Below are 20318 nucleotides of genomic sequence, written 5' to 3'. Positions count from 1 at the left end.
ACTCACTGCATGGCGCCGACGCGAGAGAGGTCGTCGTGCCCGTAGCCTGCGTCGACTGCGGCATCGACGTGCCTCCGGAGTGACTCCAGCGCACCGGCTTCCACACCGGCGTCCCGCGACGCGGTGATCAGGTGCCGCAGCGACGCCGCGACGGATGTCACCGGTGCGCTGCTGTCGTCGTGGCGATCGGCTTCGATGCGCTCGGCCCACTCGGCGAAGATCGGCGGCAGGATCCCCACGATGCCGTTGGCGTGCGGCAGCAGTTCGCCTGGCGCGATGCCGTTGGCCCGGGCCACCGTCAGGGCGTGCAGGAATCCACTGACCGATGTCCAGAACAGGTCGAGTAGCGCCATGTCGTAGGCGGCGGCGCGGCCGTGATCTTCGCCGAGCCAGGTCGGTTCACCCATCGCGGCGAAGAGTGCTCGGTGGGTGTCGAAGACGTCCCGTGGTCCCCCGAAGAGGATGCTCCCGCTCGGGGTTCCGATCGTCGTCGTCGGCGTCATGATGGCGCCATCGAGGTAACGGCCGCCACGATCCTCGACGAGCTTGGCCGTGAGCTTGGCCCGATCGGGAGTATCGGAGCTGAGACCTACGATGACGCGCCCATCGACGGCGTCGCCCGCCGAAACAAGTACGGAATCCACCGCATCGTGGTCGATGACGTTGATCAGGGTGAGATCGCTTGAAACGACAGCCGCCGCCGGGCTTGCCGCCACCACTGCGCCGCGCGAACGCAGTTCCTCCGCCTTCGCCGCCGTGCGATTCCACACCGTGGTGCGGTGATTCGCGTCGAGCAGAGCACGCGAAAGCGCCTGGCCCATCGGGCCGAGACCCAATACGGTGACCGATGTCATGCTGCTGCCTCTGGACGCTTGATGCTCTCGATGACGCGGGCGAAACCGTGGCTGCCGTGCCCGGCGTCGATCTGGCGGTGAATGAGACGTTGCACCATGTCGACGACTTCGGTGCTAACGCCTTGGCCGCGGCTGGCCTCGACGATCTCGCTGATGTCGGAGAACTGCAGACTCTGTTGGCCCGCCAGCGTGTAGTCGCCGCCGTCGACGATCTCTGCGTAGTCGCCCAACACCGGAAGCACCGCCTGTAGCCATGCGGTCGCGCGGGTGGCGAACTCCTTGGCCGGTACACCGGCGGCGCCGACCATCGCGGCACCGTGGAAGAACCCCGCGAACATCACATACATCCCGGCCAGCAGGGCGAGGTCGTACAGCGATGCCATACCTGCGTCGTCACCGAAATACTCAGGACGACCCCATGATTCGAGAAGATCGCGGTAGTCGTCGTAGAGCCGCTGCGATCCACTGTAGAGGACGCTGGATGCGGGCGATCCGATCATCTCCGGGACGGCCATGATCCCGCCGTCGAGGTAGTCGACACCCGCGGCGCCCGCCCAAGCGGCCAGTTCCCTTGCGCCGTCCGGTGAGGTGGTGGTCAGGTTGATCAGCCTGCGTCTGGTCAGCCGGTCCACAACCGGGTCGAGCACCTCGTGCACCGAGCGCTGATCGAAGAGGCACACCACGACGACGTCGGCGGCGTCGACAGCCTCGCCCACCGTGGTCACCGCGCGGGCACCGGCCTCGACGAGTGGAATCGTTCTATCGGGGCTGCGGTTCCAGACGGTCGTTGAATATCCGGCGCGGATTGCGGCATCGGCGAGTGCCGACCCCATCTCACCCACTCCAAGGAAACTGATCCTGCGCTGTGTAGCCGTCATGCGACCATCGTTGACGCGACGCGGAGTTTTCGACAAGTACCCACTATAAAGTGCGATACTTACCAAATGGAAAGTATTGGCTCTGACCTGCTAGGAGAGTGCGCGTGACCGCATTGGGGCAATTCACCTGCGAGCTGGACGCGGCGATGGCGGTCGTCGACGGGAAGTGGAAGCCGCTCATCCTTTGGGAGCTGAAGGAGGGACCGACGCGGTTCAACGCACTGCATCGCAGCCTCACCGGGATCTCGCAGAAGATGCTGACCCAGCATCTCAAGGAGCTGCAGCGCCACGGTGTGGTGCACCGCGAGAGCTATCACGAAGTGCCGCCGCGGGTGGAGTACTCGATGACCCCGGCCGGCGAGGAACTACTGGAAGCGCTTGAGCCGCTAGGCAATTGGGCGGCCAAACACATCAAACTGATTTGCACTGCCGCCGTCGGCTAGCTTCCCGGGTTCGGCGGCAGCGGGTCGAGTGTCGCCACGCGATCGTCGCGCCACTGGTAGTGCACCTCGTAGGAGGGACCGGGGCAGGCCGTGCAGACGTTGCGGCCGTCCTTGTAGTCCAGGACGACGGTGTCGTCGGCGGTCTCGTCCTTGTTCAGTGCCGTGAACGGATATGGCGTCGGGGTTGCAGTCCCGACGTATTCGCCGAGGTGGAAGAGCAGCGCGTGTGCGGGTGAGCTGCCCGTGGCGCCCTGCACTGTCACCAGCGCGACCGACAGCGTCGCGCAGGGATCGAAGTTGCCGCCGTACGGGTTCGGATCCCACGGGGCGTCGACGCCGCGGATCGCCGGGGGCAGCGAGCGCACGGCAAGGGCGATCTGCGGGGCCGTGAGGTTCGCGCCGCACTGCGATCCAGGTGGCGCGGCACTGGCCGTCGGCGACGAGGCGAGGGCGATGGACGCAGCCAAAACCACGAGGCTCGTCGTCACGGCGCGCAGCACGCTCAGGAATCTACCCCGATGTGTCACCGGGTAAACATCTATTTCACGGGTCTAACCAGTGGTGACGTAGTCGCTGACGACACAGGCACGCGTTCGGGAGCGTTCGAGAAACCGCGCCTCATCTGCGGCGACGAGTTCGCCGTTGTCGCCCGCGGTCACTGCGGCGATCCAGGACCGGAACGCCGCCCGGTCGGCGAATTGTTGCTCGGTCACGACGTGGAAGTCGATACCCGTCTCACCCAGGTTCAGGGCGTCACCACGCTGCAGGTAATGCCGCTTGTAGACCACGGGTGGCGGCGCCAGGCTCAAAATCAGTGGCACATGGTGATTCTCGTAGTAGTCGACGAACTCCTCGGGGGACATGCCCTCGCGTTTGACGAGATAGCTCAGCATCTTCAACACCCTGCTAGGCTAACTGGGGAGTTCCCCGTTTAGCAAGGACGAGATGCCGCAGACACCACCCGCCGACCCTCGTTCTTGGTTGGAGCTGCTCGTGCATCCACCGCTGCGGGCCGATGCCCGCCGCAACTACGAGGCGCTCCTCGCGTCCGCCGACGAGCTGTTCACCACCGACGGCCCCGATGCCTCACTGGACAAGATCGCCCGCCGCGCCGGTGTCGGCAACGCCACCCTGTACCGCCACTTCCCCGACCGTCGAGACCTGTTGGTCGCGGTCTGCGTCGGCGACGTCAGGGCGCTCTGCAAACTCGGCGACCAACTCCACGCGGATCCCGATGCGGACCAGGCCTTCTCCGGCTGGCTGCGTGCCTACATCGACCACGTCGGCGCGAAACACGGTCTGGCAGCGGCGTTCGCCACCGGTCGTCGGGACGATTCAGAACTGGTCGCCGCATGCCAGGCTGCGGTGGCGGCGATCGGCAGCTCGCTGCTTCGACGGGCCCAAGACGGTGGCGCCGTACGCACCGACGTCACGCTCCCCGACGTCGTCACACTGGTCAACGCCATCGCGATGGCCACCGAAAGTAGGGCCGCCGGCGAAGCGGACCGCATGCTGGCGATAGTCCTCGCCGGCATTGCGTCCCGCTGATCAGCGCTGACTGGCCAGCCACTGCTCGCCGCGACGCTTCGACGCCCGCGAGAGCCACGCGTCCTGGATCAGCTCGGTGAGTTCGGTCCTGTCGATCTCACCAAGTCGGCTGCCGCGCACCAGAACCGACGGGTGATCGTCGAAACGGTCGGTGGTGAAGAACGGCGAATCGCGGTCCTGCACCAGTGCCAACTTGTCTCTCTCGGACTCGACCCAGATCATCACGACGTCCGGGTACTTCTCCCCGGTCTCGGGATCCCGCGCGTCGGGCTGGGGAGTTCGGAAGAACACGAACGACTTTCCGCCGACCTGATACACCGCGTTGCCCTTGGGCCCGTCGACCCGCGTCACGTGCGGCATCGCCGCAGCGAGCTCGTGCACGTCGGCGACACGGGCTGGACGGTCATCCGCCCTTCGATCAGACACGGTGCAGCGTCACCTCGGAGAGCACGCCGTCGGCCACCGTCGCCGTCATGTAGGTGCAGAACGGCTGACGCCTGCGGTCGGTGGGCGAGCCCGGATTGAGCAGGCGCAGGCCAGTTTTCGCGGTGGTATCCCACGGAATGTGGCTGTGTCCGAACACCAGCACGTCGGTATCGGGGTAGAGCATGGCCATCCTGGCGTCACGCCCGCCAGAGGCCCCCGTCTCGTGCACGACCGTGAACCGCAGCCCGCCCAACGTGACGTCGGCCCGTTCGGGCACCCGTCGGCGTAACTCGTCGCCGTCGTTGTTGCCCCAGCAGGCGACCAGCCGCTCCGCGCGCTCCTCGAGTTCGTCGAGCAGCGACGGCTCCACCCAGTCACCGGCGTGCAGCACCACGTCCGCGCGGGCGACCTCGTCCCACACCACAGCGGGCATGTCACGGGCGCGTTTGGGCACGTGGGTGTCGGCGACGAGCAGCAGACGCATCAGGACGGTTGAAGCAGCTCAGCCATCTTCGGCATGATCACCTGCAGTGCCTTGAACGGCCGCATCATCACCTTGAACGAGATGATCTTCTCGTCGTCGTTCCACTCGATCATGTCGACGCCGTTGACGTAGATGCCGTCGACCGTCGCGGCGAACTCCAGCACGGCGGAGCGCTCGCTGAACCACTGGCCGACGTAGTGAAAGTCCGTTGCCGAGAACAACTTCTCCGCGGCGCCCAGGTACAGCGCCGTCTTGGTCTTGCCCTCCTGCGGCGAGAAGACGGCGGGCGAGTAGAACACCGCGTCGTCGGCCAGCAGGCCGTCGAGCTCTTCGGGACGGTGGTTGTCGATGATGTCGATCCAACGCTGGATCACCGGTGGGGTCATGGCTACATCCTCGCAGGGTCAGTGCGCGAACAGTTCGATCATCTGAACCTGGAGCTCACCGACCAGACCGCCGAGGATGGCGCCGACCGCGATCATCAGAGGCTCGTCGTCCTTGAAGACGGGTCGGAGGATCGACTCGTACTCCTCGTTGGTGAGCGCGTTCATCTTCTCCACGATGGTGTTCTCCAGTTCGATCGCCTCCGTGGCGTAGTCCTGGGCGTCGAGCAAGGTCGTCGGCAGCCGCTCGAGGACCAGCGCCACCACCTTGTCCTTGAGGCCGCGGTAGCGCTTGGTACCGACGGCGAGTGCGACGACGGGGGTCGCGATGCCCGTCTGGGCATCGATCGCCGCGTCGATCTCCTTGGCGACGAGCGCGAAGAGCTTGTCGGCGCCCGGTCCCTTGATAATGCCGTCGAACAGGATCTCCGGGGTGAAGAGGTCGTCGGCCAGGATCTTGGCGTAGTCGCGGGTGATCTTGCCCCGCTGGGCGTGCAGCAGTCCCTGGAATGGGATGAAGCCGAGGAACTTGCGCTGGTGTACGGGGCGGAACAGCATGTTCAGCGCGATGTAGTCGCTGATGAAGCCCACCGCGAAGCCGAACGCGGGCATGATCCACGGATTCTTGAACAGCGCCCACGCCACCATCTGGACCAGGCCGATGCCGAATCCGAAGACGATTCCGCTGCGCCGTACAAACGCCATCGCGTCGGTGGTCATGCCGCGGAACAGCTTGACCAGCTTCTCCTTGTTCCGCACCAGGGTGGTGACGGCGAGGAACTGCAGGTCGACGTACCGGCTCAGGTCCGCCTTCATCTCGAGGAGCACGTTCTCGGTGATCCGTGGTACCTGGGACTGAATCCTGGATTGGATCGCCTGCCTGCCGGCGTCTGGAAGGGAGTCCCACAGGCCGGGGCGGAGCTGCTCGGCGAGTTCCCGGGATATCTCGTCGACCGCCTGGATCAGGGGCTCCCGCAATGCCTCGACCGCGTCGTTGGCGTCGATGCGGTCCAGCAGCTCTTCGGGTTTGAGCAGATTGGCGGTCAGCAGCTCGATGGTCTTGGAGCCGACCTTGCCCGCCCGCCGTGGCACGATGCCCTGCCATCCGAATGGCCCGATGCCCTTGAATTCCAGTGGCCGGTACAACATCTCCAGCGCGACGATCTTCGTGCTCCACCCGACGAAGGCTGCGATCAACGGCATCGACAGATAGATCAGCCAGTTGGTGCCGAAGTCGTGGGTGATCTCCGACCAGCTGGACAGCGCGACGAGGGATGTGGTCACTAGGCGTCGCCCTGCGTGGTGGCCTCCCATAGCGACCTGCCGAGGCCTGACAGGCTCAGCACGTACTTGTCGATCTTCGCCGAGATCGGTCCTCGCGAAGCGCTCTTGATGGCGGCGAGTACCGACGTCTCGGCCATCAGTACCTCGTACTCGGTGTCCAGAGCGGTGTCCTCGGGCCCCTTCTCGACCAGGCCGAGCGACAGCAGATGGCTCACGTACTGCGGGACCATCTGGGGCAGCGCAACATTGGCGGTCCGGCCGATGAGCGACGCGTTCTCCAAGGTCGCCTGTCCTTGCACACGCGGCCGAGTCCAGGTGTACACGTTCACCAACGGCGACACCGAGCCGTCGGACAGCGCCCCAATGATCCTGGCCTCGTCGGCCACCAACTGGTCGAGCAGGTGATGGTAGAGCTCGACCTGGCTGCCACGGGTGTTCTGGCCCAGTGCCCGGTCCAGCAGCTGAGTCATCTTGCCGCTCAGCGAGTCGGGGGCCGGTTCATCATCGACGGCAGTCGGTTCCTGAGCCAATGTCTTGGGAGCGCCATCGGGGTCCAAGGCGTCGAGCCCGGTGCGCAGTGCGGCAACGATCTGTTCCTCGGCCCAGTCGTAGACGTTGATGCCTATCCGAGCGGCGCCGACAGCTGACCCGAGCCACCCGCGAGGATCGAAGGAGAAGTCCACTTGGGAAACTTAGCGGCGCGGGCCGCTCGGCCACGCGGCTTCGGCACAATCTCACACCCGAAACCGGGGGTGCGCCGCAAACAAGCCCGGCTACAAACTCCGCCCGAAGGGATTCGAACCCCAACCTTCTAATCCGTAGTCGGGCAAGGTCATGACGAGGGTGACTTTCTGCGTGCGCGACGGAGGAAGATGAAACCGACGATGGCGAGTGCGCTTCCGCCTGGCACAGGAACGGTTATCACGGTGTACCCGATGCCCGCGAGGATGCCGAGTTCGATCGCGTTCGGGATTCTGACGCCTGGCCCCGTGGCTAACTGGGCGTTCATGATGTTCCGGTCCGAGCCGGTGAAAGTCGCGTCATCCAGATGCGATATCGCGCTGCCGTCCTCCCACGGACTGGGCGTATAGAGCGGCACGAGCGCGCCGTAGGCCGTGACGGCATCGACGCCGCCAAAGTACAGGCCGCCGTTGCCCCCCGTCAGATTGGCGTCGAATGCGGTGTTCCACGTGTAGTCGGGGCGGATCGCCTTGGTGCCGTTGTTCGTGGAGATGAAGCTGTCGTACACCGTCCACGCCCGACCCGTGTTCGAACCTGCCGCTCCGACATAGGACATGAACCCCAAGGTATGCATCAACTCGTGCAGCGCCACGGTCGTCAGGTCGTACTCGGTGCTTCCCACCGAGTCACCGAGCGCCCACGGGTAGCCGAAGTTCCAGTCGATCTCTCCATCGGCCGCCGCGCCGTTGGAGTCGATACCGGAGATGAGCTTGTTCTGGACAACGGTCTGCCAGAAGCCGGGCGCGGAACTGATGAGCGGGCTTCCTGCCGATGCCAGGGTGCCGTCCGCTGAGTCCGTTGCGCTGACGTCGTAGGTGAGGGTGACGGCATGGGTGACCAGGAGGTAGGCGTTGTAGCCAGCGGCCGCCTGCTCCAGTGCCGCACGGCGATCGTCGGTCCACAGTTCCGAGCCCGTGGTGTAGTTGAACGCGAATTTGATTGCGCCCTCGTTGACCAGCGCGCCCGCCGACGCCCCAGCGCCGCGGAACGGGTTGAGCAGGTTGACGTGCAAACCGAGATCCTGGGCCATGACGACGAAGGTGTCGACGCCGTTGAATCCTGCACCGGGTGTGTATACGAAGCTGCCGTCGGAATTGAGCTGCACGCTGCCCGACGCCGGGCCCTGAACCAAGCGGTAGACGATCTGATCCCCCTCGGGATCAACGGCGTCCACGTGACCGGTAATCAGCGTGTCGGACAGGCCAGTGAGCAGAATCGGCGCCACCGTCGGGGTCTGGTTGAGCAACGTTTGACGCACCGCGAATGCGGCACCGTTCAGCAGGTCCTTGAACGGAGTCGGCAACGGCATTTGGGCGACGAAGGCCTGGAACGCTGCAAAGAACCCCGTGACCTGATCACCCAGAACGTTGTTGTTCGGGGCGACGACCTGCAGTGCCCACGGAATGACGGGACTGGATGCCGCCGCCACCGAAGGTCCCGAATCTGCTACGGCGGCAGCGGTTTCCGTCACGGCCGGCGCGGACATGAGCGCTACGGCAGGCGTGCTAACCACGGCCGCCGATGACGACGCGCGTTCGGCGACGCTGCTCGACGAGGACGAGGACGCGAAAGTGGAGATCGACGCGGACTCAGACGAGGGCCCCTCCGAGGACGAAGAGGAGGACGATTCGGACGACGCCGACACACCCGAGTGCTTGGCACTCAACCCGGTGGAAGTCTGATCATCGGCCTGCGTGCTGCCGGACTGCAGAGAGCCCGTGTTGGTCTGGGCCGTGACCGCCGTCTTGTCGTCCGCATCACTCTTCGAACCCGTCGAAGCCGAGGACGCCGAGCTCTTCCCATCGGAACTCGAACTCGAGGACGGCGACTCGACCGTGGCCTGCCCGTCGGACGCGGCCGACGAACTCGGACTCGCCGCCGGGGAAGTGTGCGATCCAGCGCCATCGGCCGACGATCCGCCCGAATCCGAACCACCTGAACCATCCGAACCCGACGACGATTCTTGCGACGCTTGGCCGGAATCGTCGGCGAGGGCGACACTCACCTGCGGACCAGCCAGTGACACACCGAATAGCGCTGCGCTCACACCCGCCGAGGCGGCACCAACCTGCAACCACTGCCGAACACCAAAGCTCTGCGACCGACGAGGACTCTTCGACCGACGTGCACGATGCCTACCCCGACCGCCCGCTTTTCCAGTCGCCATTTTCTGACCCCCGCGTCAATTGTTGGTATCCCAAGTTAACCCCCTGGAGCCACGTGCGCAGCGAATTCAATCCGGCGATTTCGGGAATGTGCATCGCCGCCCTGTCAAGCACAATCGCCCCGTTGGCTGAACTGGATGATGGCGTCACGCACGGAATCGTGAACATGGGGGAGAAGAAAGAGCAAACCACGTCATCCGTTCGGACGAAGTGCACCGACTGAGTTCGGCTAGCGCAGGTTCGGCGTGGATGCTCGTAGCGGACGTGACCGTTGACGGTTGAAATCTAGGCCAGCTAGCCCCTACCGGCGAAGTTCTCGCCAACGAATCGATCTTGATTTGCTGCGCTTGATCAATGGGACTGATATACCCATGCATGTGGGTCGGGGAAGGGCCACACGCGCGGGAGGACTCACGTGTTCGATTTTGGAGTGCCTTCCTGTCTTCGCGCCGACGATCCTCGACTGAGGTCGTCCACGCCCACTGCTGAATCGCGCCACCTGAAGACCGCCCCGCACGGACTGGCGGCGATGGCCGTGGCTGCACTCGTCGCAGCAACGGGTATGCAGTCGATGACTGAGGCCCCTTCGGCGTCCGCCGATGCGAGTGCCACGGTCGAAGCAGACACCCCACAGATGTCCGACGCCAACCTCACGTCTCCCCAGGACGGGTCCTACAACCCCGGGGATCAGCTGACGTTGGTCTGCTCCACGCGCGGGCAGAACGTGAACGGATTCTTCAGCTCCGACATCCCCGGCGGCTGGGACGACCTGTGGTACCGAACGTCAGATGGCCACTTCGTTGCCGATGCCGACATCGCAACCGCCACACTGAACGTCGCCGCCCCCGAATGCAGCCCGCCACCCCCGAGCGGCGGCAGTGGGTCAGCGCAGACCGCCCACACCGACCGCGCGATGGGCAGGACTCAAGGAAGCAATCCGGGGACGGACGGTCAGTGCACCTGGGGTGCTGCACAAAAGTGGTTCGAGGCCAGCGGATCGTATCCGGCGTTTCGTGGCGACGCGCTGGCGTGGAGGGACTCGGCAATCGCTGCGGGCTGGACCGTCGTGGACGACGCTCAGGACCGTTCGATCGTCGTGTTCCAACCCGGTATTGCCGGTGCGAGCCCAGTCGGCCACGTCGCGTGGGTGGATTCGGTCTCCCAACGTCCCGATGGCCGATGGATCCACGTGACCGAGATGAACAATTCGCAGCTAGGCGGCGTCGGCATCTTCAATGGCCGCGACGTGAAGGACGTCCCCGGAATGTCCTACATCCTGTTGCCCTGACCAACCGGACTGTTCGCCGTCTCTGGATGATGACAACGCCGCGTCACGCCTCGCCGGAATCGGTTACTACTCAGTGCCGCAGCATATTTGGCCCCTCGTCATTTCCAAGGACATCCCGCGCGAATCACCCTGGAAACACTGATCGGGCAGGTCGTTGTGAGGCAGCAGGTGTTGGCGTGGTTCGCACGGCGGCCGGAACAAATTAGGACCACGAAGTCGAGGGCGTACTCGAGGCTCTTGCCGAGGCAACACGAAGGAACCGACAGCCCCTACGTCCTACCAACCATTCGGCCCGTCACCCCTCCCCTGCAGATTGGGTGAACGCCACATGCGGGCGATCCGTGACTAGGTTATGAGCACGACGATGCGGACCGAGGCACCCCAATTGGCCGGGGAAGTGCGGTTTCGACGCGAAGGCGACCAACTGTGCGTCGATCACGCGACGCCGGTGATGTGGTTCGCCCTCCATGCCCTGCAGCAGGGCCGAAAGGCCCCCGACGTCGGGTTGAGTTTCGACGGCACTCACGTGACCCTCCATGCGTCCAATGGGCGATGGATCTGGAAGCTAACTGGCCGCAGTCGTTGCCATGACAGAGGACCAGACGCCGAGTCGCTCGTCATGGTCGAAGGCATCTGGCCAGACTGAAGACCGCCAAAACTGTCGTCAAAAACCATCAGAGGCGCTCTCCGCAATCGCGAAAAGCGCCCCTGACCTGCGTGCGCCCGAAGAGATTCGAACTCCCAACCTTCTGATCCGTAGGAACAGGCCGATCCCATGAACAGCCACGATACGCACTCCGGCGGCGTGCAGGTGGCGGTGTCGGGGAGTCCGGCTGTCGTCATCGCTGTCGTCAGAATTGTCGTCAAGTCATGGTGTGAAATAGTGCACTCCCACCGCTTCCTGATACCCAGCGATCCTGCGCTGACGATCGGATGTGGCAGGGGTGCGAAGCCATCACGTGGTGACGTCGAAGACGCCCTTTACTCGCCGATCGGGGAGTCAGACACTTCGCATGAAGGGGGCGCTTGATTAGACAGCGGCGCCATTGGGATTGTGACGGTCGGCTTTGGTGTAAGCGTCCAGAAGCTTGTTGTCGGCGGTGCCGAAGCATTTGAGCGCCTCAACCAGCAAGGCGATGACGTCAGCGACTACTTGCCTGTCGTCTCCCTCAGGAAGCCCGTAGCTATGCAATTCCCACCGGTGCTTGTGGTCTTCCAGGCGAGGCCACAACTCGGTGATCACAGGTGTGAAATCGCTGGCCAATTCGGCCAATTCGGCGCGCAGACCGGCATAGTCCTGCGGCCCGGCTGGCGTATCGGACATGCCGGACAGCTCGTTCACGCGCGGATGTACCTCCAGATCGCCGGCACCGCGTAAGCGCCTGAAGAAAGCATAAGGCGGCTGACGCCGACCGACGCGCACCAAATCGGTCCGCACGGGACCTGCCTCTTCTCCCGTGACCTGGAGCGTCGACAGGTGGCAAACCTGCAGGGTTATGGCTCTCACCAGCACCAATGGCACACAAGGCGGCTGAGCGACCTACTCCCTATCTATGCCAGGCCAACGGGGCTTATCTGCAACTGTGGGCAGATTGTGGGCACGGCGTGGGCGTTTGGCTATATGGACCCGCGCGGCGGTGCCCTCTCGCGCTTCTCAGAGACCCTAGTCGCGGTGACGCCAGTCCTCGATGTTGACGACTTCCGCGGAGCTGGCCGTGCGTCCCTCAAGTTCTGCCAGTTCCCACGCCGCCGCGTTAAGCCGCTTTAGGCAGTGGTCTTGCCAGGCGCGTTCTAAGGCAGCCTCCGGACAATCGGTGGGGAGGTCGAAAATCCGTCCGCCCGTGCGGTCTCTCCCTTCATCAACCCACAGTTGGTGTTCCCGGTTGAGGAGGTAACGCTGAAGCTTGATTCCGTCGTCCTTGGCCATGCACACATTCTCAGGCCCGGGTGGTAGCGGTCGTAGGTATCGGCACGTCGCAGCCGGTTTGTCGGTCAGTCCGCTTACTGTGAAACTCGTGAGGCTCGCGGATGAGGTGACGTGACAGGCGAAAGTAGCGAAAACAGCCTGCTAGCGGCGCTAACGACGTACAAAACGGCGCTCTACGCCGCCGGCATCGTGATCGCCGGATTCTGTCTGATGTGGGTTTCCAACATCGACTGGTTCGAACACCATAAGCCTCTTCAAGCTACGGCCAACCAAGTCGGAGGACTCTTCGTCACGATTGGCGGCCTGGCTGTCTTGTGGGACCTTCGGGCGAAGCGAGACTTCATGCGCGAGGTTCTTGCGGAAGCCAGGATCGCAGCCGATGTCAGTGCAGCGGGCGTTGAACGGGTGACGATGAACTGGCTCGATGTCCCCTGGGAGGACCTCTTTAAACAGTGCAAGCACCTGTCCGTCTTCATTTCCTACGGCAGTAGCTGGCGCAAATTGCATTGGCCGAAAATTGAAGAATTCGCCAAAGACAAGAATCACTCGCTGAAGCTCTTTCTCCCAGACCCCGACGATGAGCCGACGATGCGAGTCCTGGCGCAACGGTACGACTACACGTTGCAGAAGATCCGCAGGGAAGTCCTCGAGACAACTAAGGAGTTCGCCGAGCTCGCCGAGTCTTGTGCCGCCGATATTCGCATCTACTACCGCGCGGGTGACCCGACGTACACCTGTTATTACTTCGGCGACAAGGTGCTCATGACCCTCTACGCAAATCGGAGGCGGCGCGGCAATGTGCCAACACTGCTAGTGGGGCAAGGGACGTTCAGCGACTTCTTCAGAGAAGATCTCGATGCGATCGAGAACCAAAGTAGATCGGTCGCATTGGCCGATGTCACCGGAGGTGGGGAGTAATGATTTCAACCCGGGAAGTCGATCTGGTCGAGGGCGACGTCTCCTCGGACTTCGAATGGGCCGTCAGGGACGCCGCGATAGTGGCTTGGGATATCGAGACCAGCGGCCTCGACTGGCGGCTCGATCGCATCGGCACCTGCCAATTGCACGTGCCGGACGTCGGGACTCAGGTAATCCGCATGAACGGCCATCAGCCGGAGAGACTCCGAGAGTTGCTGATGTCTGAGCATGTTCGAAAGGTGTTTCATCACGCGCCCTTCGATCTCAGGTTCATGCGACACCATTGGAAGGCGAATGCCCAAAGTGTGGCGTGCACCAAGGTGCTGTCGAAGATCGTCCGACCGGCCGCGTCCAACGAAGAGCACAGTCTCAAGCCGACTTTGGAGCGGTTCCTTGGGGTGGTGCTTGACAAGACTCAACAGACATCCAACTGGTTGTCGACAGCGTTCACGCCGGAGCAGCTTGCATATGCAGTACGGGACGTCGAGTTCTTGATCCCGTTGTTAGACACGTTGATGAATGAAGCGCGGGCGAACGGCGTGGCGGACATCGCCGAGCGGACATTCGAATATCTACCAACGCGTGTCGAGACTGATATCCGCGGCTGCGGTGACGTTTTCGCCTACTGACCCCCGGCACATACCAACGGCGGCGTTGGGGGAACTTAGTTCGGCCAGCGGTGGCCCGAGCCGGTCCTGTTGGTCAACCTCTTGTGTGCCCGGGAGGACTTCATCCGACACGCATCCGAACACCCACCGCCCGGCGCCCGAACTACGGGCCGACTCCGCAGTGCCGCACTACCGCGGTTAGCGGCGGATGCATACGCTTGCACCTTATGCTCACGTCAAAGCCGACGAAGTTCGTCGTGTCGCTGGCGGTATCAATGGTCCTGGCTGGCTGCAGCTCGGAATCACCACCACCAGCTGTGACCGTGACGAAGTCCGTCACCATCGCTGCTCCTACCGCACCCGCGCCGACGGCGGCGACTGCCCCAGCTCCGCAAGTGGGCATCGGCCAAGTAGCCCGTGATGACGGGTTGGCGTTCATAGTCACCGAGATCCGCCCTCTCTCCGGACAGATGGCTGGTAAGGGTTTCGCCGTGTTGCTGACCGTCAAGAACATCGGCAATACCGCCCGCACATACGCTGCGGCCGACCAGAAGTTGATCGATAGTGGCGGGCGCGAATTTTCCGTCGATACCGACGCGATGATCAAGGACTCTGGGGAACCTGGGGTCGTGCTCCGAGCCGACATTAACCCGGGTATCCAATTGGACGTCGGGCTGATAATCGATATGCCATCAGACGCGAAGCCAGCCCGGATAATGCTCCACGAATCCAGCTACTCGCGTGGAGTAATAGTCAGTCTGGCGTCGTGATAGTCGGCGTCTTCCATCGAGCGTTCGCCTGGATTCACTGCTTGTCATCGACTACGGGCAGTGTCTTCAGTTCTTCCCTGAGCTGTGCGGCTTCGGATTCCAACTTCTTCAAACGTTTTTCGAGCGTCTTGCGCGCGGGCGGCTTCGGCTTGGGCGGCTTCACCGATTTCGGCTTTGGTTTGACCCATCCGACGCCCTCGTAGGCCACGACTGTTCGAAGGTTGGCGCAGGTATGGCACTGGTTGAAGGGTGCCGGCTGGGGATGCTTCTCGGCGTAGATGCGCCGCCAATAGGCTTCGTCGTCATCGTCCTTGGCGACGACCGGAAGGATTTCCTCCAGCCCCCGCCACTTTTTGGTGCGCGTCGAGCGCGCCGGTCCGTCCTCGGGCTTCCAGCCGGGCTTGGTGAATTTGGTGTCGAGGTGGCCGCAGCTGAGCAAGACGTCCCAAACCGCGTCGTCGTGTGGCGTTCCGATTGTCTCGCCGTCGATCTCCATCGGCTCGAAGTGGTGTAGGTCGTCGTGCCGTTTCCTCCACTCGACGATGTCGCGCACCGGGCCGCCGGTGAGGCGATGCTGTGGGCATTTTGGGTCGTGGCACAGCCATTGGCCCTCAGGTAGCTGTTCCTCGCTGTGCCAGTGGTGGTAATTGTCAGATCGCTGCATGAGGCGCTCAAGTGCGTTCCCGTGGGTCACGACGTCGCGGATGCAGCCGCAGTTCAACTGGATTCGCCATTGATAGGTGTCTTCGGGCTTGGGGACGAGAAGGTCGAATATGGCCGCCTGTCCGGGTCCCTTGTTCACGTTGCGCCAGCGCCAGTCCTCGTATTGGCGAACCAGTTGTTCGCAGGGGATGGGCGTACCGGGGAGTTTGCGTTCAACCACGTTGTCCACGGGGATCATCCGTTCGTTGAATGGTGTTGTGCCGTAGCCATTCCAGTACGTCGGTCCAGCGGTAGCGCACACGATGCCCGACCTTGATGAACTTTGGGCCGCTCCCGAGGTAGCGCATCTGTGCTAGTGAGTTGACCGTCGTGTGGAGGTACTTGGCCACCTGGGCTGGCGTAGCCAATTCCGGTAGGCCAGGTGGAAGTTCCACTGGTTTGCGCTGTTTGGTCACGGTTGGCGCTTCTTGCGGCGCCGTTTGATGTCTTCGAGGAATTCCTTGCAGCTACAGGCCGCGCACGACCCGATTGGCCGCGGTTCGCCGATTCGTTCGTCGAGGGTTTGGTCTGTCCAGATGTGACTGATAGCCCGATCGCCGCACTGGCAGTAGCGCCAGAAGGTTTCATCGAGGGGATCGGGTCCGGTGGGTTGGCGGGGCCGTGTGACGGTCCTGGCGCCGACAGTCGTCGTCGGTTTCGCAAGCGGGCGGGCGCTGGTGCGGGTCGACCCTGCCTTGCGTGGTCGCCGCGGGGGTTCGGCCATCGGGCGCATCAGTTGTTCGTCGATCTCGTCGAGGTCAATCCTGATGCGCGCGTGACTGCTACGTCCTATCCGGTAACCGGATAGCTGGCCGTCGGCGATCAGCCGGCGCACGGTCTTCTCGCTGATCTGCAGATGCTCGGCCGTTTCGGCGACGGTGATGTAGCGGCGGCTCACCATGTTCTCCGGTAGCGGCCCAGCTGTAGTAGTGACTCGCGGTCGATGCGGATGCGAGTCAGGCGGGGGCTGATCTGGTAGTGCGCGGCTGCCTGGTTGATGGTTACCCAGCGGGGCAGTGGCTGCGGCGGCACGTTTGGTTCTCCACGCAGGCGAAGTATTGGTCCGCGTTCGACTCGGATGAGGCGACCAAACGGCATGGCGCCGCCGCGCGCGCCGATGCGTCGAACCTCCAGATTGTGCAGCACCTTGTGGTACATCTCGGCGCGGTCGATGCCGAAGTACTCGGCTGCCTGTGTGACCGTTAGCCAAGCGGGCAGATCGGTCACCGCTCGCGCAGCTTACCCAGACACTTCCGACACATCGGGGCGTCGGATTCCTTGGGCTGGCCGCACGTCTGGCAGATCAGCTTGCGCCCCTGGCGTGCTGCCGCGGACTTCATCGCTAGTCGTTGGTAGTACGCCATACGCGCGTACTCGGCGCGCTTGGCACGCTCTTGGATCGTGAGCTTGCCCTCGGGGTCGACTTCCGTCTCGAACTTGTCGAGCATCGCTCGCCTCGCCGGCAGCGTACGGGCCGCCCGGTCCTCCGTCTTTGCCCACGAGGTGTAGGCACCCAGCCTGCCCCGCTGACTCCGGAACTGAGGATTGTCAGTTGATTTCGCCATTTATTGAACCTAGAAGGAACGAGGGGGTGACCGTCGCCCGAAGATAGCGATGTTCGAGTATCGGACTTGCCTCAGACACCCGCTGTTGATCCGACGGTAAACGTCAGGCGGGATCAAGCATCGACCTTCCAGTGGCGTCTTCGCTGGTGGCGCGGACTCGTTAGCTGCCCTGGCTGCACCGCCTGGCGGGTTCACTCCGACTCGTCGGCCGTTTGGGCTTTGAGTGACGCGTCCCATTCGTCGTACGAAATCAATTCCGGAATGAGCTTGATCGATGCGACTTTTTGCACGACGTCCTCAAGGCTGAGAAACTCGTAGATCGCGCGTACGACCTCACGTGATACTTGAGCCATGGGCGTATCAACGCGAAATTTGTCGCCCGTGGGCCAAGAAATCTCGATGGAGTACGGAAGCGATTGGTCGGCTTCGGTCGCGTTGGTTCCCACTACTGAGACACCCGCATCGACGAGCGCTCGATCGAGCCGAGCCCAATTGGCTACTGCTGCGATCACCAGACGACGGTGTATCAAGTCGCTGACGGCGACCTGTGGAATCTCGTAGCTGAAGAAGCGCATGATCGGAAAACCATCCAAGTCGTACTCTTCTTTCATCGGAACTTCACGGACAAGGAGAAACGGGTTCGCCGCTTCCCCAGGATGAAGCTCTTCTGCAACCCGGTCGACGTATTGCTTCCGGAACTTCTGCATGTGCTCTTCTGTTACGCCGTCCCGTTGGTAGAAGAGGGCGTACGCGATGAAGTTGTCGACCGAGAAGAAGGCAAAGCCGTCAAGCCGAGCGACCCGTATCGCGCGCCTCAAGTCAACCCAATGATGCGTGTCGTCGTGTTCGAGCTTGAGCAAGATGTTCGGGACGCCCTCAATGGTCGTCATCGCGTTGTCTTTCATGTCGCGACGCTCGATCATTTTGTCCAGCCGCTTAAGTTGCCGCTGCAAGCGACGATCGCTCTCCAACGGATTGCGCTTCGGGGCAGCTTCCTGCGACGGCGCGACGGCACCAACCGTGGGCCTATCAGCGATCTCCGTCAGCAGGTCTATCCGTTCATTGCTCCAGATATTGACCGCGAGAACAGCGTTTGTCACACCGTCCTCGGCGGTTTCACTCTCCCGGACAGAACTCTTCAGTTCGACCGTTTGAAATCGCCACTCGCCCTTCTTCTTCGGCTGCATGAAAGTGATGTCGCCGATGCGCAACCAGTTGGTGATGTCGTGAATGATCGGGACGCCGAACTGTTGTCCTAGAAGATGCCCCGCCATGGTCACAACGGCTTGTGTGTTCGGCGCTATCTCCACGACACCGGGCTTGGGTCCGCTCATTAACGCTGCTATTGCTTTGCGGTCGAACAGAAGAACCTGCCAGGCGAGCGCATCGCCCACACAGCGTGCATACCAACGAAGGACACGCAAGTAATCTAACGACGGTCGCGCCTCGCTGTTTCTTCGAACCGTTCGCTTGAGCGCGCCGATGTCGCGTTGGATCACCGCCTGGAAGCGTAAGAGGTCATCCTGAAAGCCGATGAAGACATCGACGCCCTCGGTCAGCAGTTCGGTCATCTCCGCGCGTTTTGCAAGCTTCACTAGTCTGCGTTGCATTCGCCGGATTCGCTTGCCGGTGTATGGCTCGCCAGCCTCGTACGCCTTCACGACAGCCCATCGTACGAACCGGCACCCACAATGTTCGGCGCTTTTTGTCGAACGGCACCCGCGTCATCGATGCTCTTGTCCGACCGAACTGCGACGATGACTGCATGATTGATTACGTCGAAACCCCCGGCGAGCCCGGTGGGGTTTACGTCGATCAGGTACGGATCGTCTACCGGTCAATTGACGGCCAGACCGATATGACGGGCCGCGCCACCGTTGTCCTGATCTCTGATGCCGGGATGCCAATCGACCGCGAGCGGTTGCGGCACGAAGTCGAGCGGCTGCACTACACGCCCAATCCTGCCGGTGGGTCGATCCACGATTCGTTCTTAAGTGAAGAGCGCCTAAGAACGACTAGCTGGGGCGCATCCGGCGCATCGCTGGAGCTGTTCATGTGGGTGACTTCGGCAGCAGTCAGCGGCATACTTGGTAGCGCGGCGTATGACGGATTGAAGGGTGTTGGCAAGCGGCTGCGCGACTTGCACCCACCGGCTTGGAATCCCAGACCGCTGGACGGCCGGGACGCGCAGGGACGCGCAAGTCAAATGGCGCAGGCCGCCTGGCCGGATCTCGGCGAACCGCTCACTGTGCTGTCGTGCAATCTGGACGGTGACACTGCGACGGTGGTTCTGCGAGCGCCCGATGGTTCGACCATCACCGCGCAACCGACGATAACCGCCTTCGACGCCATTGGCCCGATTACCCGCGCCTATCCTGATCCGCAATGATTAGCCCGGCGAGAGGATCACGGCTACATTCCTCACCTCTGTAACGGCATACTCAAATTTATGAGCACTAACTGGACGCCGGAAGAGGTCGCCGACATCAAGAACGTGATCGCCATCGTTGGGAGCGCGGCGATCGACGGCGACGAAGTGGTCAGCGCCCAAGGCCGATTGGACAAATACCTCACCAATCTCGACGGTGCCGCGCGAGTTGCCACCGACGCGGTGAATCTCTGCGGGCTGCTGCTTGAGCATCTCGTTCAAACCGAGCAGAAGAATCAGGACTTCATGCGAGTTCTGCTCGATGCGATGCAAGAGATGCGGCCCGGAGGCAACCAGCCACTACCTGAACCGCCCGCGCCACGCTCGTACGCGCAAATCCTTCGGTTCATCTCAGAAGGACTGCCGAAGAAGTAGCGAACTGGTCTGGACTCTCGGAAGCTCTTCACGACGCCTTGGCGGTCGTTCAGTATGAGACGCGGCGACCGGCGCTGACCCCGACGTAGTAGCGCGAACGGCCGCGCTTTGGTTTGAGTTCGATCCCGGGGCGCACGCCGACATACTCGCCGCCAGGGCCGACACGACCAGCGCTCACTTTGCGCGACACTACTTTGGTCGGCACGGCGCGTTTCACCCGCGACGACCGCGAGCCGGTCGGCGCGAATCTCCCGCGGCGGTCGCGCTTGATGTTGCGTCGCTTCGCCATTCGTCAGCGCTTCTGCTGACGGCCGTTGCTCTTGGCCCGTCGGCCGACCTTGGTCGATCCTTTGGACCGCGCCTGCTTCGCGAACTTGGCGCCCGCTGCTTTCTGCTTCTTGATCGCCACGTCAAGCATTCCTCCCGTTGGCGACCGTGACCGCGCTCGCTGAAATTCCCCACTGCCGCTCATCGAAATTCCCCACCCGTGTGGCTCCGCCGAGAAGGGCGGGCCTCCCTCGATGCTGCTGG

At 62.9% G+C, this 20318-nt stretch carries 28 protein-coding genes; 10 read left to right on the top strand and 18 right to left on the bottom strand.

Annotated elements, in window-relative coordinates; all coding sequences use genetic code 11:
* Nucleotides 1-2: 2 nt before the first annotated feature.
* Nucleotides 3-854, bottom strand: a complete 852-nt coding sequence (locus HNP02_RS24205) for an NAD(P)-dependent oxidoreductase (RefSeq protein ID WP_184443038.1) — start codon at nucleotides 852-854, stop codon at nucleotides 3-5.
* Nucleotides 851-1732 carry an NAD(P)-dependent oxidoreductase gene (locus HNP02_RS24200; RefSeq protein ID WP_184443037.1) on the bottom strand — a complete coding sequence of 294 codons (882 nt, stop codon included), beginning with the start codon at nucleotides 1730-1732 and terminating at the stop codon, nucleotides 851-853. The genes HNP02_RS24205 and HNP02_RS24200 overlap by 4 nt, the downstream gene beginning before the upstream one ends.
* 146 nt (nucleotides 1733-1878) lie before the next feature.
* On the opposite strand from HNP02_RS24200, the gene HNP02_RS24195 reads away from it, so the two are divergent.
* Nucleotides 1879-2175 (top strand): helix-turn-helix domain-containing protein, encoded by a 297-nt coding sequence (locus HNP02_RS24195; protein ID WP_221317981.1) that lies wholly within the window; start codon nucleotides 1879-1881, stop codon nucleotides 2173-2175.
* Here HNP02_RS24195 and HNP02_RS24190 read toward each other — a convergent pair.
* Together HNP02_RS24190 and HNP02_RS24185 are read right to left on the bottom strand one after the other, a co-directional pair.
* Nucleotides 2172-2675: an LppP/LprE family lipoprotein gene (locus tag HNP02_RS24190; RefSeq protein WP_309241674.1), complete on the bottom strand. Its 504-nt coding sequence runs from the start codon at nucleotides 2673-2675 to the stop codon at nucleotides 2172-2174. The two genes, HNP02_RS24195 and HNP02_RS24190, sit on opposite strands and share 4 nt — an antisense overlap.
* 51 nt (nucleotides 2676-2726) lie before the next feature.
* Complete coding sequence (locus tag HNP02_RS24185) at nucleotides 2727-3068, bottom strand: EthD domain-containing protein (RefSeq protein WP_221317979.1); 342 nt, start codon at nucleotides 3066-3068, stop codon at nucleotides 2727-2729.
* 52 nt (nucleotides 3069-3120) lie between these two features.
* On the opposite strand from HNP02_RS24185, the gene HNP02_RS24180 reads away from it, so the two are divergent.
* Nucleotides 3121-3723, top strand: coding sequence for a TetR/AcrR family transcriptional regulator (locus HNP02_RS24180; RefSeq protein ID WP_184443034.1), 603 nt, complete (start codon nucleotides 3121-3123; stop codon nucleotides 3721-3723).
* On the opposite strand, the gene HNP02_RS24175 is transcribed toward HNP02_RS24180, so the two are convergent.
* The 6 genes from HNP02_RS24175 to HNP02_RS24150 all read right to left on the bottom strand — a co-directional run bounded on the left by HNP02_RS24175 (nucleotide 3724) and on the right by HNP02_RS24150 (nucleotide 8527).
* A complete protein-coding gene (locus HNP02_RS24175) occupies nucleotides 3724-4083 on the bottom strand; it encodes an MmcQ/YjbR family DNA-binding protein (protein ID WP_184443471.1) in 360 nt (119 codons plus the stop codon).
* A 58-nt stretch (nucleotides 4084-4141) separates the two neighbouring features.
* Entirely contained in the window at nucleotides 4142-4633 is a 492-nt protein-coding gene (locus HNP02_RS24170) for a metallophosphoesterase (RefSeq protein ID WP_184443033.1), read from the bottom strand.
* On the bottom strand, nucleotides 4633-5019 hold the full coding sequence (locus HNP02_RS24165; protein ID WP_184443032.1) for a nuclear transport factor 2 family protein: 387 nt from the start codon (nucleotides 5017-5019) through the stop codon (nucleotides 4633-4635). The genes HNP02_RS24170 and HNP02_RS24165 overlap by 1 nt, the downstream gene beginning before the upstream one ends.
* An 18-nt stretch (nucleotides 5020-5037) precedes the next feature.
* Nucleotides 5038-6300, bottom strand: coding sequence for a DUF445 domain-containing protein (locus HNP02_RS24160; protein ID WP_184443031.1), 1263 nt, complete (start codon nucleotides 6298-6300; stop codon nucleotides 5038-5040).
* On the bottom strand, nucleotides 6300-6983 hold the full coding sequence (locus HNP02_RS24155; protein ID WP_184443030.1) for an Abi-alpha family protein: 684 nt from the start codon (nucleotides 6981-6983) through the stop codon (nucleotides 6300-6302). The genes HNP02_RS24160 and HNP02_RS24155 overlap by 1 nt, the downstream gene beginning before the upstream one ends.
* A gap of 149 nt (nucleotides 6984-7132) precedes the next feature.
* Nucleotides 7133-8527: an Ig-like domain-containing protein gene (locus HNP02_RS24150; RefSeq protein WP_184443029.1), complete on the bottom strand. Its 1395-nt coding sequence runs from the start codon at nucleotides 8525-8527 to the stop codon at nucleotides 7133-7135.
* On the opposite strand from HNP02_RS24150, the gene HNP02_RS24145 reads away from it, so the two are divergent.
* The 3 genes from HNP02_RS24145 (at nucleotide 8526) to HNP02_RS43795 (ending at nucleotide 10494) form a co-directional block, all read left to right on the top strand.
* Complete coding sequence (locus HNP02_RS24145) at nucleotides 8526-8723, top strand: hypothetical protein (protein ID WP_184443028.1); 198 nt, start codon at nucleotides 8526-8528, stop codon at nucleotides 8721-8723. The genes HNP02_RS24150 and HNP02_RS24145 overlap by 2 nt on opposite strands.
* 538 nt (nucleotides 8724-9261) lie before the next feature.
* The gene (locus tag HNP02_RS24140; RefSeq protein WP_184443027.1) at nucleotides 9262-9429 is read left to right on the top strand and encodes a hypothetical protein; all 168 of its coding nucleotides are present in this window, start codon (nucleotides 9262-9264) and stop codon (nucleotides 9427-9429) included.
* Between the two features lie 312 nt (nucleotides 9430-9741).
* Nucleotides 9742-10494, top strand: a complete 753-nt coding sequence (locus tag HNP02_RS43795; RefSeq protein ID WP_184443026.1) for a CHAP domain-containing protein — start codon at nucleotides 9742-9744, stop codon at nucleotides 10492-10494.
* Nucleotides 10495-11524: 1030 nt separating this feature from the next.
* Here HNP02_RS43795 and HNP02_RS24130 read toward each other — a convergent pair.
* Together HNP02_RS24130 and HNP02_RS24125 are read right to left on the bottom strand one after the other, a co-directional pair.
* On the bottom strand, nucleotides 11525-11932 hold the full coding sequence (locus tag HNP02_RS24130; RefSeq protein ID WP_255506888.1) for a hypothetical protein: 408 nt from the start codon (nucleotides 11930-11932) through the stop codon (nucleotides 11525-11527).
* 225 nt (nucleotides 11933-12157) lie between these two features.
* Nucleotides 12158-12421, bottom strand: coding sequence for a hypothetical protein (locus tag HNP02_RS24125; RefSeq protein WP_184443025.1), 264 nt, complete (start codon nucleotides 12419-12421; stop codon nucleotides 12158-12160).
* A gap of 111 nt (nucleotides 12422-12532) precedes the next feature.
* Here HNP02_RS24125 and HNP02_RS24120 point away from each other — a divergent pair, with 111 nt between their 5' ends.
* The 3 genes from HNP02_RS24120 to HNP02_RS24110 all read left to right on the top strand — a co-directional run bounded on the left by HNP02_RS24120 (nucleotide 12533) and on the right by HNP02_RS24110 (nucleotide 14717).
* Nucleotides 12533-13339 (top strand): hypothetical protein, encoded by an 807-nt coding sequence (locus tag HNP02_RS24120; protein ID WP_184443024.1) that lies wholly within the window; start codon nucleotides 12533-12535, stop codon nucleotides 13337-13339.
* Nucleotides 13339-13968, top strand: a complete 630-nt coding sequence (locus HNP02_RS24115) for a hypothetical protein (RefSeq protein ID WP_184443023.1) — start codon at nucleotides 13339-13341, stop codon at nucleotides 13966-13968. The genes HNP02_RS24120 and HNP02_RS24115 overlap by 1 nt, the downstream gene beginning before the upstream one ends.
* 206 nt (nucleotides 13969-14174) lie before the next feature.
* The gene (locus HNP02_RS24110) at nucleotides 14175-14717 is read left to right on the top strand and encodes a DUF4352 domain-containing protein (protein ID WP_184443022.1); all 543 of its coding nucleotides are present in this window, start codon (nucleotides 14175-14177) and stop codon (nucleotides 14715-14717) included.
* A gap of 34 nt (nucleotides 14718-14751) precedes the next feature.
* Here the strand turns inward: HNP02_RS24110 and HNP02_RS24105 are convergent, their stop codons facing one another.
* The 6 genes from HNP02_RS24105 to HNP02_RS24085 all read right to left on the bottom strand — a co-directional run bounded on the left by HNP02_RS24105 (nucleotide 14752) and on the right by HNP02_RS24085 (nucleotide 18645).
* A complete protein-coding gene (locus HNP02_RS24105; RefSeq protein ID WP_184443021.1) occupies nucleotides 14752-15609 on the bottom strand; it encodes a hypothetical protein in 858 nt (285 codons plus the stop codon).
* Complete coding sequence (locus HNP02_RS44110) at nucleotides 15593-15769, bottom strand: DNA-binding protein (protein WP_375373706.1); 177 nt, start codon at nucleotides 15767-15769, stop codon at nucleotides 15593-15595. Before HNP02_RS44110 ends, HNP02_RS24105 begins: the two co-directional genes overlap by 17 nt.
* A gap of 62 nt (nucleotides 15770-15831) precedes the next feature.
* On the bottom strand, nucleotides 15832-16317 hold the full coding sequence (locus HNP02_RS24100) for a helix-turn-helix domain-containing protein (protein WP_309241673.1): 486 nt from the start codon (nucleotides 16315-16317) through the stop codon (nucleotides 15832-15834).
* The gene (locus tag HNP02_RS24095; RefSeq protein ID WP_184443019.1) at nucleotides 16314-16646 is read right to left on the bottom strand and encodes a DNA-binding protein; all 333 of its coding nucleotides are present in this window, start codon (nucleotides 16644-16646) and stop codon (nucleotides 16314-16316) included. The genes HNP02_RS24100 and HNP02_RS24095 overlap by 4 nt, the downstream gene beginning before the upstream one ends.
* Complete coding sequence (locus HNP02_RS24090) at nucleotides 16643-16984, bottom strand: hypothetical protein (RefSeq protein WP_184443018.1); 342 nt, start codon at nucleotides 16982-16984, stop codon at nucleotides 16643-16645. The genes HNP02_RS24095 and HNP02_RS24090 overlap by 4 nt, the downstream gene beginning before the upstream one ends.
* A 191-nt stretch (nucleotides 16985-17175) precedes the next feature.
* Nucleotides 17176-18645 (bottom strand): hypothetical protein, encoded by a 1470-nt coding sequence (locus HNP02_RS24085; RefSeq protein ID WP_184443017.1) that lies wholly within the window; start codon nucleotides 18643-18645, stop codon nucleotides 17176-17178.
* Between the two features lie 104 nt (nucleotides 18646-18749).
* On the opposite strand from HNP02_RS24085, the gene HNP02_RS24080 reads away from it, so the two are divergent.
* Together HNP02_RS24080 and HNP02_RS24075 are read left to right on the top strand one after the other, a co-directional pair.
* Nucleotides 18750-19373: a hypothetical protein gene (locus HNP02_RS24080; RefSeq protein WP_184443016.1), complete on the top strand. Its 624-nt coding sequence runs from the start codon at nucleotides 18750-18752 to the stop codon at nucleotides 19371-19373.
* 60 nt (nucleotides 19374-19433) lie between these two features.
* Nucleotides 19434-19787, top strand: a complete 354-nt coding sequence (locus HNP02_RS24075) for a hypothetical protein (RefSeq protein ID WP_184443015.1) — start codon at nucleotides 19434-19436, stop codon at nucleotides 19785-19787.
* Nucleotides 19788-20318 lie beyond the last annotated feature (531 nt).

Origin of the sequence: Mycobacterium sp. AZCC_0083, assembly GCF_014202335.1 — a bacterium.
In the GTDB taxonomy this organism is placed as follows: domain Bacteria; phylum Actinomycetota; class Actinomycetes; order Mycobacteriales; family Mycobacteriaceae; genus Mycobacterium.
This window is presented reverse-complemented; position numbering and strand designations above follow the sequence as displayed.

What these genes read in the sequence shown, in the direction of transcription:
- HNP02_RS24110 (WP_184443022.1), top strand. Translation starts at nt 14,175, where the DNA reads ATGCTCACGTCAAAGCCGACGAAGTTCGTCGTGTCGCTGGCGGTATCA.
- HNP02_RS24200 (WP_184443037.1), bottom strand. Translation starts at nt 1,732, where the DNA reads ATGACGGCTACACAGCGCAGGATCAGTTTCCTTGGAGTGGGTGAGATG.
- HNP02_RS24170 (WP_184443033.1), bottom strand. Translation starts at nt 4,633, where the DNA reads ATGCGTCTGCTGCTCGTCGCCGACACCCACGTGCCCAAACGCGCCCGT.
- HNP02_RS24185 (WP_221317979.1), bottom strand. Translation starts at nt 3,068, where the DNA reads ATGCTGAGCTATCTCGTCAAACGCGAGGGCATGTCCCCCGAGGAGTTC.
- HNP02_RS24195 (WP_221317981.1), top strand. Translation starts at nt 1,879, where the DNA reads ATGGCGGTCGTCGACGGGAAGTGGAAGCCGCTCATCCTTTGGGAGCTG.
- HNP02_RS24145 (WP_184443028.1), top strand. Translation starts at nt 8,526, where the DNA reads ATGAGCGCTACGGCAGGCGTGCTAACCACGGCCGCCGATGACGACGCG.
- HNP02_RS24150 (WP_184443029.1), bottom strand. Translation starts at nt 8,527, where the DNA reads ATGTCCGCGCCGGCCGTGACGGAAACCGCTGCCGCCGTAGCAGATTCG.
- HNP02_RS24075 (WP_184443015.1), top strand. Translation starts at nt 19,434, where the DNA reads ATGAGCACTAACTGGACGCCGGAAGAGGTCGCCGACATCAAGAACGTG.
- HNP02_RS24125 (WP_184443025.1), bottom strand. Translation starts at nt 12,421, where the DNA reads ATGGCCAAGGACGACGGAATCAAGCTTCAGCGTTACCTCCTCAACCGG.
- HNP02_RS24115 (WP_184443023.1), top strand. Translation starts at nt 13,339, where the DNA reads ATGATTTCAACCCGGGAAGTCGATCTGGTCGAGGGCGACGTCTCCTCG.
- HNP02_RS24080 (WP_184443016.1), top strand. Translation starts at nt 18,750, where the DNA reads ATGATTGATTACGTCGAAACCCCCGGCGAGCCCGGTGGGGTTTACGTC.
- HNP02_RS24205 (WP_184443038.1), bottom strand. Translation starts at nt 854, where the DNA reads ATGACATCGGTCACCGTATTGGGTCTCGGCCCGATGGGCCAGGCGCTT.
- HNP02_RS24175 (WP_184443471.1), bottom strand. Translation starts at nt 4,083, where the DNA reads ATGCCGCACGTGACGCGGGTCGACGGGCCCAAGGGCAACGCGGTGTAT.
- HNP02_RS24180 (WP_184443034.1), top strand. Translation starts at nt 3,121, where the DNA reads ATGCCGCAGACACCACCCGCCGACCCTCGTTCTTGGTTGGAGCTGCTC.
- HNP02_RS24165 (WP_184443032.1), bottom strand. Translation starts at nt 5,019, where the DNA reads ATGACCCCACCGGTGATCCAGCGTTGGATCGACATCATCGACAACCAC.
- HNP02_RS24090 (WP_184443018.1), bottom strand. Translation starts at nt 16,984, where the DNA reads ATGGCGAAATCAACTGACAATCCTCAGTTCCGGAGTCAGCGGGGCAGG.